9 protein-coding genes are annotated in these 14,306 nt (G+C 63.9%); 3 read left to right on the forward strand and 6 right to left on the reverse strand.

Annotation, left to right across the window (positions count from 1 at the left end; all coding sequences use genetic code 11):
• Positions 1 to 101: 101 nt before the first annotated feature.
• From LVE68_RS00775 to LVE68_RS00790, 4 genes are all read right to left on the reverse strand, one after another.
• The gene (locus tag LVE68_RS00775; protein WP_232942235.1) at positions 102 to 1,226 is read right to left on the reverse strand and encodes an amidohydrolase family protein; all 1,125 of its coding nucleotides are present in this window, start codon (positions 1,224 to 1,226) and stop codon (positions 102 to 104) included.
• 216 nt (positions 1,227 to 1,442) lie between these two features.
• Positions 1,443 to 3,140: an alpha/beta fold hydrolase gene (locus tag LVE68_RS00780; protein ID WP_232942237.1), complete on the reverse strand. Its 1,698-nt coding sequence runs from the start codon at positions 3,138 to 3,140 to the stop codon at positions 1,443 to 1,445.
• Between the two features lie 47 nt (positions 3,141 to 3,187).
• Positions 3,188 to 3,805, reverse strand: a complete 618-nt coding sequence (locus LVE68_RS00785) for a trimeric intracellular cation channel family protein (RefSeq protein WP_232942239.1) — start codon at positions 3,803 to 3,805, stop codon at positions 3,188 to 3,190.
• 70 nt (positions 3,806 to 3,875) lie between these two features.
• Positions 3,876 to 5,060: an acyl-CoA dehydrogenase gene (locus LVE68_RS00790; RefSeq protein ID WP_232942241.1), complete on the reverse strand. Its 1,185-nt coding sequence runs from the start codon at positions 5,058 to 5,060 to the stop codon at positions 3,876 to 3,878.
• 368 nt (positions 5,061 to 5,428) lie between these two features.
• On the opposite strand from LVE68_RS00790, the gene LVE68_RS00795 reads away from it, so the two are divergent.
• The 3 genes from LVE68_RS00795 to LVE68_RS00805 are packed head-to-tail and all read left to right on the forward strand — an operon-like array spanning position 5,429 to position 11,330.
• A complete protein-coding gene (locus LVE68_RS00795; protein WP_232942243.1) occupies positions 5,429 to 6,874 on the forward strand; it encodes an efflux transporter outer membrane subunit in 1,446 nt (481 codons plus the stop codon).
• Positions 6,874 to 8,166 (forward strand): efflux RND transporter periplasmic adaptor subunit, encoded by a 1,293-nt coding sequence (locus tag LVE68_RS00800; RefSeq protein WP_232942245.1) that lies wholly within the window; start codon positions 6,874 to 6,876, stop codon positions 8,164 to 8,166. Before LVE68_RS00795 ends, LVE68_RS00800 begins: the two co-directional genes overlap by 1 nt.
• Positions 8,163 to 11,330 (forward strand): efflux RND transporter permease subunit, encoded by a 3,168-nt coding sequence (locus tag LVE68_RS00805; protein WP_232942247.1) that lies wholly within the window; start codon positions 8,163 to 8,165, stop codon positions 11,328 to 11,330. The genes LVE68_RS00800 and LVE68_RS00805 overlap by 4 nt, the downstream gene beginning before the upstream one ends.
• Here the strand turns inward: LVE68_RS00805 and LVE68_RS00810 are convergent.
• The gene (locus LVE68_RS00810; RefSeq protein ID WP_232942249.1) at positions 11,305 to 12,474 is read right to left on the reverse strand and encodes a cation:proton antiporter domain-containing protein; all 1,170 of its coding nucleotides are present in this window, start codon (positions 12,472 to 12,474) and stop codon (positions 11,305 to 11,307) included. The genes LVE68_RS00805 and LVE68_RS00810 overlap by 26 nt on opposite strands.
• 112 nt (positions 12,475 to 12,586) lie before the next feature.
• Positions 12,587 to 14,215, reverse strand: coding sequence for an aminotransferase class V-fold PLP-dependent enzyme (locus tag LVE68_RS00815; RefSeq protein ID WP_232942251.1), 1,629 nt, complete (start codon positions 14,213 to 14,215; stop codon positions 12,587 to 12,589).
• Positions 14,216 to 14,306 lie beyond the last annotated feature (91 nt).

Consider the following 14,306-nt stretch of genomic DNA (forward strand, 5'->3'; position numbering starts at 1 on the left):
CGGGTGTGGACCGGGGCCATTCCCGGCCCCTGTCGGGTGGAAGCTGCCCCGGAAGCGGGACAGTCAGCAGTTGCAGGTGCGTACGCAGGTAACAGGGCGTTTCACTGCTTTACGTTTTTCTCTTCCCAGGCGCGCACCTTGCGCCGGCCTTCATTGAAAATACGCTCGTAGTTGCCCTTGGTAATCTTCTCTTTCGCTTCCGGTGTGAGCTTGTCCCAGACCGGATTGTACTTTTCATAGACCGCTTTCTGCGCTTCGATGGAGTCGGGGGCAACCACATCGGAACCGAACAGGAACCGGTCGGGATACTTGTTGAGAAGGTCTGCTGTTTTCTGTACAGCCTCTGGAGTCTCCGTGGCGTACTTGGCCACTTCATCCCAGGAAATATCGATATTCACGTGCTTCATCTTGGGATTGGTGACAATCTTTTCCGCGATCGCAAGCTGGTCCTTGATTGGCCTCACCACACGCCCCAGTCCCATATGGGCCCAGATAATGGTTGTCTCCGGGTGGCGCTCAAAAAGGGCCTTTAACTGCTTCAGGGCAAAGGGTTCCTTGCCCGGCTTGGGAAATGGCGTATTGATATCGTTGTGGAGGATGACCACCAGGCCGGTCTCCCCGGCAAAGTCGAAAATTTTGTCGAGCGCGGGGTCCGTGAGGCTGGCGGTATCGCCCGCGACCTTGGACGATACAAACTCCTTGTGGATGGTGAATTCCCCGATCCCGGAAAATACGCCCGGGTAGGTTTCCAGCACGCGGCGGATGTGGTCGGCAGCGTACATGTCTGCCGGGTTGAAGCCGGTGATCATGGGGTCGAGCCGGGCCTTCTGCTCGTCCGAGAGGCTGTTATAGGCCTCGGCAATGTGGGCGTCGGTGAAGGAGTAGTAATACAGGGGTGAGTCCGACTCGAGGTAATAGGTTGGTGCTGTCTCGCCGGTATTCTCGTAAGACCAGGTTTGCTGCAGCGGAATCCCGAACAGCGTAGAGCGCCCGACAGTGTCACCCATTATGTCCAGGTAATCGTCAATATCGGTGCCTTCCTGAACGTAGTTGGTCAGGTGGAAATGGGAATCGTGGAAGAGGGCATCTTCGGGAACACTATTGTCCTGCCCTGTGGCTCCACTGGCGAGCAGTGTCGCGAGACAGAGGGCTACACAGGGAGCCGGTCCCTGCCTGTGGATTGTCCGGAGGAAGGTGCCAAGGTTGCCACTTGAAACACGCGCCATATGAAATTCTCCAATGCTCGTCGAGGCGACTGGTAACGGTAACCGGGCAGAGAGTCCTGACAGGAAACCCCGTTTAGTCTAGAAGGCTGGGGCGCATGGGCGTGGCAGGGGCCGACAACTTCGATATCGTTTCCCCGTGGGGGCGAAGGGAAAGAACGGGGGAAGGTAGGGGCGGAAAGATAGCGGCGACACCTCTGGTGCGCCGCCCCGGGACAATTACTGCGCAGCAGGTGTTTCCTGCGACACCGCGTCGCTACGGCTGCCGGGATCCGCCGGAGAGGTCCCGTCGGTAGCCTGGCCGGTTGCCTGTTCCGGCGGCTCTGCGAGCGGATTCTCCCCGTTGTCGCCCGGGTGCTCCTCGGGTTGCACGGGAGCCTTTTCCGCTGCGAGTTCCTCCTGGCGGCACTGGGCAACCCCCTCTGTGGCGTCGTTGCCTGGGTTGTCGAGGAAGCGGGCGGCGGCGCTCTCGGCGCAGTTACTGGCGGAGATCACATCATGGGCGAGTTTCGGGAACAGCAGCCACTGGTGATTGGGCAGTTCCTGCCGGGCCTCGTCCGCATCCGCGGCATCCAGCACCGGGTCCAGGGCGCCGTGCAGTACCAGGGCCGGTAACGGTGTGCGGATCGGCCTGGACTCGTCCAGTGGTGCCGAGGGAATGGCCCAGATCCGGCACTGTACCTGCAGGAGGTCGACATCGGCGCGCACAGCGCCACCGAGGATGCCCGATTCTGCCGCTTCTGCCCGTGCCCGGTCGAAATTAACGAACGGCGCCTCCTCGTGGCAGAAATGGCTCACCCCGGCGGCATCCCCGAAATAGGGGTCCAGCAGGATGTTCATGAATTTGCCGATCGCCTCTTTTACCGGGGCATTGTTGCCGTTTTCCAGCCCCTCGATCACTCGCGGCAGTTCCGGGTAGAAGCTCTCATCGTACAGGGCCTGGAACAGGACCCGCAGCAGCCGCTGGCCGGTCAGTACGAACGGGTATTCCTCCTCGGAGTAGAGATGCCGGATATCAATCTTGCGTGGATTCTCGTCCAGGGTCTGCACCAGGCTTTCCAGGCGGCGTTGCAGGTCCGGATAGCGGCTGTTGCACTGCTTGTCCTCGCGGCAGAAATCCAGGCCCCGCTGGTACGCTTCCAGGGTGTCTGCAGGCAACTGCTGGGTGTACTTGATTTCCGGGAATACGGCGCTGTTCAGCACCAGCGCACGCACCGACTGGGGGAAGTCCCGGGCCACGGTAAGGGCGTAGCGGGAGGCGTAGGAGACCCCGTACAGGTTGAGCTTGTCGAGATCCAGCTGTTGGCGCAGGGCATCCACATCGCGGGCCACATTGGCGCTGTGGTACTGGGCCAGGTCAGCCTGCTCGCTGAGCCGGCTGTAGCAGCGCTCCATGCTGAAGGTGAAGACCCGGGCCTCCTCATCCCGCGACAGGTGGCGCTGGAAAGCGGTCTCCGCATCCCGGATAAACTCGTCACAGGTCAGCCGGGGCCGGGCCATGCCCGTGCCGCGGGGGTCCATCACGATCAGGTCGCGGCCATCGTCGACCGTCATCTCGGCATAGTTGATCCACAACCACTCGGAGGCGTTTTCAGGTTCCAGCCCCAGTGCCGCACCGGGGCCCCCCGCGCCGAGGTGGAGTAGTGGAAGCTTGTCGGGATCCGGCTCGAAAGCGACAAACCGCACCACCGGGAACTGGATCCGTCGACCGGCCGGCTCAGCGTAGTCCTCCGGTACTTCCATCATGAAGCACTGTGCCAGGGGCCAGTCGCCATCGGTCTCGAACCAGCAGGGCTTGGGGACCAGTCGAGTGGGCTCTTCGCCCACGGCGGCCGTGCGCGGGTCGCGTTCGCAGGCCCAGAGCGTAGCGCACATCAGCAGCGCCAGGGCTGCCCTGGCAATACGGAGTTCAGTCAAGCGTAGTCACCTGTAATCTACGGACCGGGGATTTCGGCCGGTTGCTTTCAATGGTTGCCGAACCGCGCAATAGGCGCGCTCAGGTTCCAGCGCAGGGCGGCCAGGCGGATACCCAGGGTAACCAGTACGGCGATGGCCACCACCGCCTCACCGGGAAGTTTACCGCTGGCGTCGAGTAACACCAGTGTTGCGGCACCGGAGAGCGCAGCGGTGGCATAGATTTCACGGCGCAACAGCAGGGGGATGTCACCTGCCAGGATGTCCCGGATCAGTCCGCCAAAGGTGCCGGTCATGACGCCCATGACAATGGCGATGGCGGGGCTATGGCCAAGGTCCAGGCCCTTCTGGGTGCCGATCACCACAAACACTGCCAGGCCCATGGCGTCGGCAATTTTCAGCAGCCGCATCGGCACCTGCAGGTAGCGGATCAGGTAAAAGCTGACCACTCCCGTACCCGCCGCCAGCCACAGGTAGTGGCTCTCCTGCAGCCAGAAGACCGGGATATTGAGGATCATGTCGCGGGTGGTGCCACCGCCGGTAGCGGTGACACAGGCGAGCACCACTGCGCCGAACAGGTCCATCTGCTTGTGGCCGGCGGCGAGGACACCGGTAAAGGCAAAGACCACAATGCCGATAAGATCGAACCAGTACAGCAGTTGTTCCATTGGGAGGTGCCCGTGTTGAGAGTGCGCCTGCAGGCCGCCCGGGGGCGGCTACAGGCGCATCATACAGGCATCAGAAGAAGGCTTGCAGCCCGGTCTGTGCCCGGCCCAGGATCAGGGCATGCACATCGTGGGTACCCTCGTAGGTGTTGACCGCCTCGAGGTTCATGACGTGGCGGATCACATGAAACTCGTCCGAGATACCGTTACCACCGTGCATGTCACGGGAGACGCGGGCAATATCCAGCGCCTTGCCGCAGTTGTTGCGTTTGACCAGCGAGATCATGGTGGGGTCGAAATCCTTGCCTTCATCCATAAGGCGACCCACCCGCAGGGAAGCCTGCAGGCCCAGGGTGATTTCGGTCTGCATGTCGGCCAGCTTCTTCTGGAACAGCTGGGTCTGGGCCAGCGGGCGGTTGAACTGCTTGCGGTCCAGGCCGTACTGGCGCGCCGCGTGCCAGCAGAATTCCGCCGCACCGATGGCGCCCCAGGAAATGCCGTAGCGGGCCCGGTTGAGGCAGCCGAACGGGCCGCGCAGCCCGCCGATATCGGGGAATTTGTTCTCTTCCGGCACGAACACATTGTCCATCACGATTTCACCGGTGATGGAGGCGCGCAGGGAGAACTTGCCCTCGATCTTGGGGGCGCTCAGGCCCTCCATGCCCTTGTCCAGCACAAAGCCGCGGATTACATCGTCGTCATCCTTGGCCCAGACCACGAATACATCGGCGATGGGGCTGTTGGTAATCCACATCTTGGAACCGCTCAGACGGTAGCCGCCGTCGACCTTGCGGGCGCGGGTCTTCATGCCACCCGGGTCGGAGCCGGCGTCGGGCTCGGTGAGGCCGAAACAGCCGACCCACTCACCGGTGGCCAGCTTCGGCAGGTACTTCTCTTTCTGCGCCTCGCTGCCGTAGGCGGAGATGGGGTACATCACCAGGCTCGACTGCACGCTCATGGCGGAGCGGTAGCCGGAATCCACGCGTTCCACCTCACGCGCCACCAGGCCGTAGGAAACGTAGTTGAGTCCCGCGCAACCATAGCCCTCGATGGTGGAGCCCAGCAGGCCCAGCTCGCCCATCTCGTTCATGATCTGGCGGTCAAACTCCTCGTGGCGGTTGGCCTCGAGCACCCGCGGCATCAGCCGCGTCTGGCAGTATTCGCGCGCCGTGTCGCGCACCATGCGCTCCTCGTCGGTGAGCTGGCGGTCCAGGAGCAGGATATCGTCCCAATGGGCGAGTGGTTGCTGTTTGCTCATTATTTGTCTCGTCTACCTTCGCTGTCGGTTGCTTCCGGGGCCGGCCCCGGGCATTGCTGCTTGCATGGTAATCAGTTGCACCATAATTGCCACGGGTAGGTCCGCGACCGGCGCCTGACTGGGCGGCCGCTAGTATGGCTATGGTCATCCTTGCTGGAATTTGTGATCACTTTCCAGTGGTGGCCATGATACCGGAGTCCGCGGCAGAGGGCACTCCCCAGTTCCGGATGGAAAGGCCATTACCACCCGAAGAACGTAGAGAGGAGCGAGAGCGGAAGGGTAAACAAGCGTAAATACGCTTGTCCGGGCGCCTGGCTGCGCAATAATTTCCCGGCTTTCGATTGAATAACACAACTGGCGGACGTTTTTTGTCTATTTCGCGAATACTGGCACTGCTGTTACCCCTGTTGACGGCCTGTGCCACCCAGCCATTGCCACCGGGACTGCCGCAGCAGGCCCTGGGGTTGCCGGACGCCTTTTCCCTGTCGGGTGAGGCGGAGCCGGGATTGCGCTGGTGGGACAATTTCCGGGATCCGCAGATGGACCTGCTGGTCACCCGAGCGCTCGCCGACAGCCCGGACCTGCGGGGGGTGCTGTGGCGCCTGCAACAGGCCGAGGCCACAGCGCTCGGGGCCCGGTCGGGCCTGTGGCCACGGCTGACCGGCGGCCTCGACCACACCGAGCAGCGCCGCTCCAGTAACAGTGATTTCGACTTTTCCGGTGGTGAGAACGAGGGCGGCAGCTGGAGTGGCCGCCTGGCGGCCAGTTACGAGGTGGACCTGTGGGGGCGGGTGCGCTCCGGTGCACTCGCCGCGGAGGCAGCGAAGCTGGCGCAGGAAGAGAGTCTGCAGGCGGCCGCACTCAGCCTGGCAGCGGAGGTGGCTGCCACCTGGCTGCAACTGCGCGAGCAGTGGGGCCAGCGGGAGCTGCTGGCCAGGCAGCTGGATACCAACCGCAAAACATTGCGGGTGCTGGAACTGCGGTTTGGTGGCGGTACCAGCGCTGCCGCGGATGTCCTGCAACAGCGCCAGCTGGTGGAGCAGTCACAGCAGGAGCTGGATGCGGCCGGGTTCAATATCGAGATATTGAAAGTACAGCTCGCCACCCTGGTGGGCGTGAATACCGGTGAGCTCGAAACCATGGTGCAACCGGCGGCAGGTCTCCCGGCGCTGCCGGCACTGCCCGACACGGGGGTCCCCTCCCGGTTACTGCTGCGCCGTCCCGATGTGCGCGAGGCGCAGCGGAACCTGCTGCAGGGCCACTACCTGGCCAAACAGGCCTGGGCCGAGCGGTTGCCGGTGATCAGCCTGTCGGCGATCTATAGCGGGGGCGGTCCGGCCATCAGTGATATCGCCAGGGACTGGTTGCTGACCCTGACCGCCGCCGCCGAGGGAGTGATTTTCGACGGCGGGCAGCTGTCGTCAGAGCAACAGCGGCAGCAAGCCGCGGAGCAGGAGCAGTGGCAGCTCTACCGGGCCACGGTACTCGAGGCCCTGTCTGAGGTGGAGCAGGCGCTGGTGCAGGAACAGGCGGTGCGCGTGCGCCTGGAACACCTGCGTGAACGGGCGGCGCTGTCTGACCTGATTGTGGAGCGCCAGCGGCGCGCCTATAGCCGCGGCACCGTGGATTTTCTCAATGTCCTGGCTGCCACCAATGACCAGCAGAGCCTGGAGCGGCAATTACTCACCGCCAGGCGAGAGCTGATCGAGAACCGTGTAACCCTCTACCGGGCGCTGTCCGGTGGGATACCCGGAGAGGACCTGCCCCCGGCGCTGCCGGTGGAGCTGGAGTTGTACCGGGCGGGGGAATCCTGATGGCGAGACGCCTCAACTGGAATTTCGTATTGCCCATTGGGTTGCTGGTTGGTGCCGTGTTGCTTGCCAGTTGGTTCCTGCGGGAGAGACCCACCATGAGCCGCGCCGACCGGGCACCGCCTGCTCCGACCGTGGATGTCGCCGTGGCTGAGCGCGGGCGCTTCCCGGTGACCGTGGAGGCGCTGGGCCGGGTGCAGGCCCGGGAAATGGTGGAATTGCAGCCACAGGTGGAAGGTCGGGTGGACTGGCTCGATTACGACCTGGGGCAGGGATCGACACTGGAGGAAGACCAGCTGCTGGCCCGTATCGAAACCGAGCCCTATCAACTGGCCCTGCAGACCGCGCGCAGCACCCTGGCCGAGCGACGTGCCGAGTTACAGCAGGAGCAGGGCCAGCGACAGGTGGCGCAGGAGGAGTACGAGTTGCTGGGCAGCTCACTGCCGGAGGCGGACCGCGCCCTGGTACTGCGTGAGCCCCAGCTGGCGGCAGCCCGTGCCCGGGTAGATGCGGCCGAGGCCCAGCTGCGGCTGGCGCAACGGGACCTGCGCCTGACCGAGATCCGCGCGCCTTTCAAGGCATTGCTGGTCAGCCGCACTGTCGATGTGGGGGACAGGGTGGGGCCCGGTACTGTGCTCTACGAACTGGCCGGGGCCGATCGCTTCCATATCGAGGTGGAGGTGCCGGCAAACCAGCTCGCGCGCCTGCGTAGCAAGGGCGTGGAGGTGAATGTGCAGGGGAGCCAGTGGCCGGCCAACCGTTTTCGGGCGGGCCGTTTCGTGCGGCTGATCCCGGTGCTGGAAGAGCAGGGCCGGCTCGCGCGGGTACTGGTGGAGCTGGAGGACCCGCTGGCGATCGCCAATCCCGGCGAGCCGCAGCTGTTGCTGAATGACCTGGCACGGGTCCGTATTGTCAGCCCGGCGTCACAGGACCGCGTGCGGGTGCCGTTGTCGGCGGTGCAGGACGGCGATGTGGTCTGGGTCGTGGCAGACGGCAGGATCCGTATACAACCGGTCGAGGTGGCCTACCTGAGTGGCGATTTCGCGCTGCTGGATGAGGGCCTTACCGGTGGTGAGATCCTGGTTACCACGCGCCTGAATACGGTGATCGATGGAATGAAGGTCAGCGTCGCTGCCCCGGCCACGATGCGTGGCAGCGAGCGGCCCGCCGGGGACCCGAACCGCGCCGGCAGGCGCCCCACGAGTCGCCCGCCCGGGTCCGGGCAGGCTGGTCCCGCGGAAAGGCCGGCCGATGATCCGGCCGCACCAGTGAAGGACCGGGGAGTGCACAAATGAGTGACCCGTCTGCGGAAAAAACCGCACGCCGCCCGGTGGTGGAGACCCGCGGTGGCGCCATTGCCTGGATGGCCCACAACCATGTCACTGCCAACCTGTTGATGCTGGTGCTGATCGTTGGTGGGCTGGCATTTTCGATGATCGTGAAGAAAGAAGTATTCCCGGATTTCAGCCTGGACATGGTGACGGTGCAGATCTCCTATCCCGGCGCCAGTCCCGAGGAAGTGGAGCGCGGCGTGCTGGTGGCGGCCGAACAGGCGGTGCAGGGCATTCCCGGAATCCGCGAGATGCGTGGCAGTACGGGCGAGGGCAGTGCTTCGCTGACCCTGGAGCTGGACGAGGACGCTGACGGCAGTAAGGTCTACCAGGATATCCAGCAGGCGATCGACCGTGTAACCACCTTCCCCGGTGATATCGAGCGCCCGCAGGTGAGTCTTGCCGACCGCCAGCGGGATGTACTCGACCTGGTGGTGCACGGCGATATCGACGTGCGCGCGCTGCGCGCCATCACCATGCAGATTTACGAGGAGCTGGAAGCTCACCCGGGTATCACCTCGCTGGAAACCTATGGTGTGCGGGATTTCGAGGTGGCGGTGGAAGTCCGGCGTGAGGACCTGCGTCGCTACGGCTTGTCGTTGCCAGATGTGGCGGCACTGGTGCGCGATGCGGCGGTGGATGTGCCCGCCGGGGGCGTCAAGACCGGGGCCGGCGAGGTGCTGGTGCGGGTTACCGAGCGCCGCGACTGGGCGCGGGAGTTCGGTGATATCGTGGTGGTGCAGGGCACCGGTGGGGGCACGGTGCGGCTCAGGGATATCGCCACGGTGCGCGACGCGCTGGTGGAAGAGCCGCGCAACATGACCTTTAACGGCGAGCCGGCAATGGGCATCGACGTGTTCCGTATCGGTACCCAGACCCCCATGAGTGTCAGCGCGGCCACGCACGAGGTGTTGGCCGAAGTGCGTCGCACCCTGCCGGAGGGTGTACAGATCAGCGTGCGCGATGACGACTCACAGATTTTTCGCGAGCGCCTGTCGTTGCTGCTGAAAAACGGGTTTATCGGGCTGATGCTGGTATTCCTGGTCCTGGGGGCTTTCCTGGAGTTGCGCCTGGCTTTCTGGGTGACGCTTGGTATTCCCACCAGTTTCCTCGGTGCACTGCTGTTCCTGCCGGCGATGGATCTCTCCATCAATATGGTGAGCATGTTCGCGTTCATCATTGCGCTGGGTATCGTGGTGGATGATGCGATCATCGCCGGGGAAAATATCTACGAGTGGCGGCGGCTGGGTTACAGCAACCTGGAGGCGGCGATTGCCGGTGCGCGGCAGGTGTCGGTGCCTCTCACATTTGCCATCCTCACCAATATCGTTGCCTTTATACCGCTGATGCACCTGCCGGGATTCATGGGCAAGATTTTCGGCATTATCCCGCTGGTGGTGGGTTCGGTATTCGTAATCTCCTGGGTGGAGGCGCTGTTTATCCTGCCGTCGCACCTGGCATATTCCCGGCGCGGTTACCGTAACAACCAGGCGCGACGTTTCGCCGCGCGCCAGAAAATGGTTGCCCGCAGTCTTGATCGCTTCGTGGAAAAGCGCTTCAGGCCATTCCTGGACCTGTGCATCCGCCATCGATATACGACCATTGCGGTGGCACTGGCGACACTGATGGTGGTAACCGGCTATGCCGCCAGCGGGCGTATGGGGTTCACCCTGATGCCCAGGGTTGAGCGGGACTCGGGCCGGGTGCAGATCACTTTTCCGGCGGGCACCGCGGAACAGCAACTCGAGCGTGCCCGCGCCCAGATTATCGACGCCGCAAACCGTGTCCTGGATGAAAGGGGGCGGGAGGATGTGTTCCTGGGAATGCGGGGGTTGATCCAGGGCAATGAGGTGCAGGTGGATGTTTATTTTGTGCCTTCCGACCAGCGCACTTTTACCACCGGGGAATTTGTCCGTGACTGGCGGCGCGCGGTGGGGCCGGTGGCCGGGGCCCTGAGTTCCCGTTTTGCCGCGGACCGCGGCGGTCCCGGTGCCGGTCCGGCGCTGACGGTTGAGCTGCGCCACACGGATACCCGGATCCTGGAAGAGGTGGCGCTGCGGCTGGCGTCGGCGCTGGAGGATTTCCCCAATGTCAGCGATATCGATCCGGGTATTTCGCTGGGCAAGCAGCAGCTGGACCTCACCCTGACGGAAACCGCGAAGAGCCTGGGGCTTACCGCGGAGGAAATCGGCCGGCAGTTGCGCTCATCGATCTACGGCGCCGAGGCCATGCGCCAGCAGCGCGGGCGCGACCAGGTCAAGGTGATGGTGCGGCTGCCGGAAGCACAGCGGGGCACCCTTGAAGACGTGTCCAGTATCATGATCCGTGCCGGCAACAACCTCTGGTTGCCGCTGCCGGACCTGGTCGAGGTGGACAAGGGGCGTGCCTACGCCGGTATCAACCGGCGCGAGGGGCGCCGGGTAATGACGGTGACTGCCAACGTCGAACCCTCGGACCAGGCCACCCTGGTAATCAACGAACTGAACGCCTCCGTGGTGCCACAGTTGCGTGCAGAGTACGCAGGGCTGGGCATTTCCTATGAGGGACGCCAGGCCGAGGAGCGCGAGGGGCTGTCGTCCCTGGGGCTCACCTTTTCCCTGACCATGGCGGCGCTCTACCTGCTGCTGGCGATTCCGCTGAAGAGTTATATCCAGCCGCTGACGGTGATGGTGGCGATTCCCTTTGGTGTCATCGGCGCGGTGCTCGGGCACCTGGTAATGGGTTACGGGCTCAGTATGGTCAGCCTGCTGGGGATGGTGGCACTGGCTGGGGTGGTGATCAACGATACCCTGGTCATGATCGAGTACGGCAACCGCTTGCGGGAAGAAGGTGTCGAGATCACCGAGGCGATCAAGCGGGCCGCGGCGCGCCGCTTCCGGCCGATCATTCTCACCACTGTCACCACTTTCTGCGGCCTGATGCCGATGATTTTCGAAACCTCGGTGCAGGCGCGCTTTATGATTCCCATGGCCATCTCGCTGGGCTACGGCATCCTCGCCGCAACCACCATTTCCCTGTTGCTGGTGCCCTGCCTGTACCTGATGTTTGCGCGGGACATTCCGGCCCGGTTCGGGTTGCTGCGCACCGGCCGGCGCTCCCCGCTCAGTCCCGACGCAGGTGGTCCTTGATGGCGATCGGGTTGGGGAAATTCAGCACCACAATATAGGACGACACCAGGAAGGTGATAATGGCGGTGGCCTGGATCAGGTGCGAAGCGGCACTGCCGATCAACTGCTGCCCTGCGGCGAGGAAGGCAATCAGCAGCGAGAATTCACTGATCTGCCCGAGGCGAAACCCCACATCCCAGGACAGCACATTCTGCTCGCTCTGGTTTCCCAGCAGGTAACGGAACACCACCGGCTTTACCGCCAGCACAGCCGCCGCCGTCACCAGTGCGGGCAGGGCTATCTCCGGCACCATGGCCAGGTTGAACTGGGCCCCCAGGCTGAAGAAAAACAGGATCAGGAAGAAGTCCCGCAGCGGTTTCAGGCTCAGGGCAATGTACTGGGAGATGGGACTGGTGGCGAGGGTGATGCCACCAATAAAGGCGCCGATTTCCCGCGACAGGCCCGCTATCTCGGCCACTTCCGCCATACCCATACACCATCCCAGTGCCACCAGGAAGACGTATTCGTGGAACCGGTCGAAGCGCGTCAGCAGGGGCAGCAGGACGTATTTCACCACCGCCCAGGCGGCGACCACCAGCAGGGGCAGGGCGGCAAACGACATGCCCAGGCGGACGAAATCGACCTCGCCGGTACTGCCACTCAGGAGGATCATCAGGCAGGCAATGGCGACGAAATCCTGGAACAGCAACAGGCCCACCATGATCTCGCCCAGGTGCTTGTGGTGCAGTACGGTCGTGGGCAGCAGCTTGATGCCGATGATGGTGCTGGAAAACATCATCGCCATGCCGATCACCCAGGATTCGGCGTTGGTGAAACCGAACAGCTGGCCGATGGCATAGCCCATTCCCAGGAACAGCGCACAGCTGATCAGGCCCACAAACGTGGCCTTGCGCATTACCGAAACCAGTGCCCGGGGCTGCATGTCCAGTCCCAGCAGGAACAGCAGGAAGATGATGCCGATGGTGGACATGTCGGCCAGCAGCTGGACATTGTTGACCACGCCCACGCCGGACGGGCCCAGCAGCACCCCCAGCGCGATATACGCTACCAGCAAAGGCTGCCGGCCATACAGCGCCAGGGTGGCAATCAGCGCGGCGCCGCTGAAGATCAGGAAAAAAGACTGGAAGAGGGAGGTTTCCGCCACTGTCGCTCCTTGTGTCGCTGTCCCGTCCGGGGCTGGTCCCCGCATCCATTATCCACGGAAGCCGGCGCAGCGGAAACCACCGAGGCAATGTCGCCCCGGCAGGGGCGAACATTCAGAGGTTGAACCAGCGCAGGTTCTCGGCCCGCTCCGACAGGATCGGTTGGGCGCAGGTCTTGCCCTGTGGTGCGCGCAGGATCTCCCGTGCTTCCGCCAGGAAACCGTCCAGTGCGCCGGTCACCGGGGCCGGGATGTCGGTGCCGGCACTGTCGATCTCCAGCTGCAGTGGCGGTTCGGCCGCCTCGCCCTGGTAGCGCCACACCCCGCCGGCGGCGTCATACTGGTAATAGGGTAGAAGCCGGTAGCCTTCCGCGGCGATGATCTCGATGGCCTCGATCAGGTAATCGGCAGTCTCCTGGTCGAGGAAGTAATTGAAGTTGAGGCGCACCCAGCCTGGCTTGAGGATACTCTCGCCCTCACTGACCAGTTGTTCCAGCGCGGCGCTCTGTTCCGGGGTCAGGTGCAGCAGCTGGTGGCCGTAGGGGCCGGCACAGGAGCAGCCACCGCGGACCTGGATGCCAAACAGGTCGTTCAGCAGGGCCACCACAAACCCGTGGTGCAGGGGCTTGCCGTCGCGAAGAATGTGCATCGATACGATGCTCACCCGCGGTGCCCCGGTACCACCGAGGATCTCGATATTGGGGTTCTGTCCCCAGCGGCTGAAGGCGCGGTCCAGCCACTGGGCCTCCCGCGCCTCGATCTCAGCCGCGCCTACCCGGTCTTTCAGTGCAAAGACCATACCGGCGCGCACGGATTCCACGATGGCCGGGGTGCCGGCTTCCTCGCGACGCTCACCGGCGGGGAGGTAGGTGTGGCTCTCGGGGCCCACCCAGGAGACGGTGCCGCCTCCGGGTACCGCCGGCTGTTCCGCCGGCAGCAGGGATTTGCGCACCACCAGCAGGCCCGGCGTGCCGGGGCCACCGACGAACTTGTGCGGTGACAGGAACAGCGCATCCTTGCAGGTGCTGTTGCCATCCCCCTGCATGTCGATCTGGACGTAGGGCCCGGCGGCGGCGTAATCCCAGAACGACAGGGCGCCGTGGCGATGCAGCAGTGCGGTCACGGCATCCACGTCAGTGCGGATACCGGTGACGTTGGAGGCGGCGGAGAAGCTGCCGATGCGTAGGGGGCGGTCCGCGTACTGGCGCAGTGCCTGTTCCAGCGCCTCGAGGTCCACGCTGCCATTGTCGCCCTGTGGAATGGTCACCACCTCCGCGACTGACTCGCGCCAGGGCAGGTCGTTGGAGTGATGCTCATAGGGGCCGATAAACACCACTGGCCGTTGTGCCGCGGGGATTTCCGCAGAGGCGGCGCCGAAGCGCTGGTAATGGTCGGCGCGCAGTCCCAGGCAATCCACCAGCCGGTTGACGGCGGCGGTGGCACCGGCACCGCAGAAAATTACCGCGTGCTCTTCTCCGGCATTGACGGATTTGCGCACCGCCGCCCGTGCCTGCTCCCGGAAAGCTGTGGTCTGGCGGCCCGTCGCCGATGTCTCGGTATGGGTGTTGGCATACCAGGGCAGGACCTGGTTACGAATGGCATCCTCGATAAATGTCAGGCCGCGACCGGATGCGGTGTAGTCGGCGTAGACCAGTGGCCGGGTGCCGAAGGGGGTGCTGAGCGGCAGGCGCTCACCGATGACGCTGGAACGGATACGCTCGAGAAGGGGGGCAAGGTCTTGCATGTCTACCTCTACTGCCTGACGGCCCGGGACGCGCCCCGGGCCCCACGCCGGCAGTGCTTCCGCTGCGTGGGGTGGTGCGTGGCCCGCCGTC

It is taken from the genome of Microbulbifer sp. YPW16 (assembly GCF_021290385.1).
In the GTDB taxonomy this organism is placed as follows: Bacteria; Pseudomonadota; Gammaproteobacteria; order Pseudomonadales; family Cellvibrionaceae; genus Microbulbifer; species Microbulbifer zhoushanensis.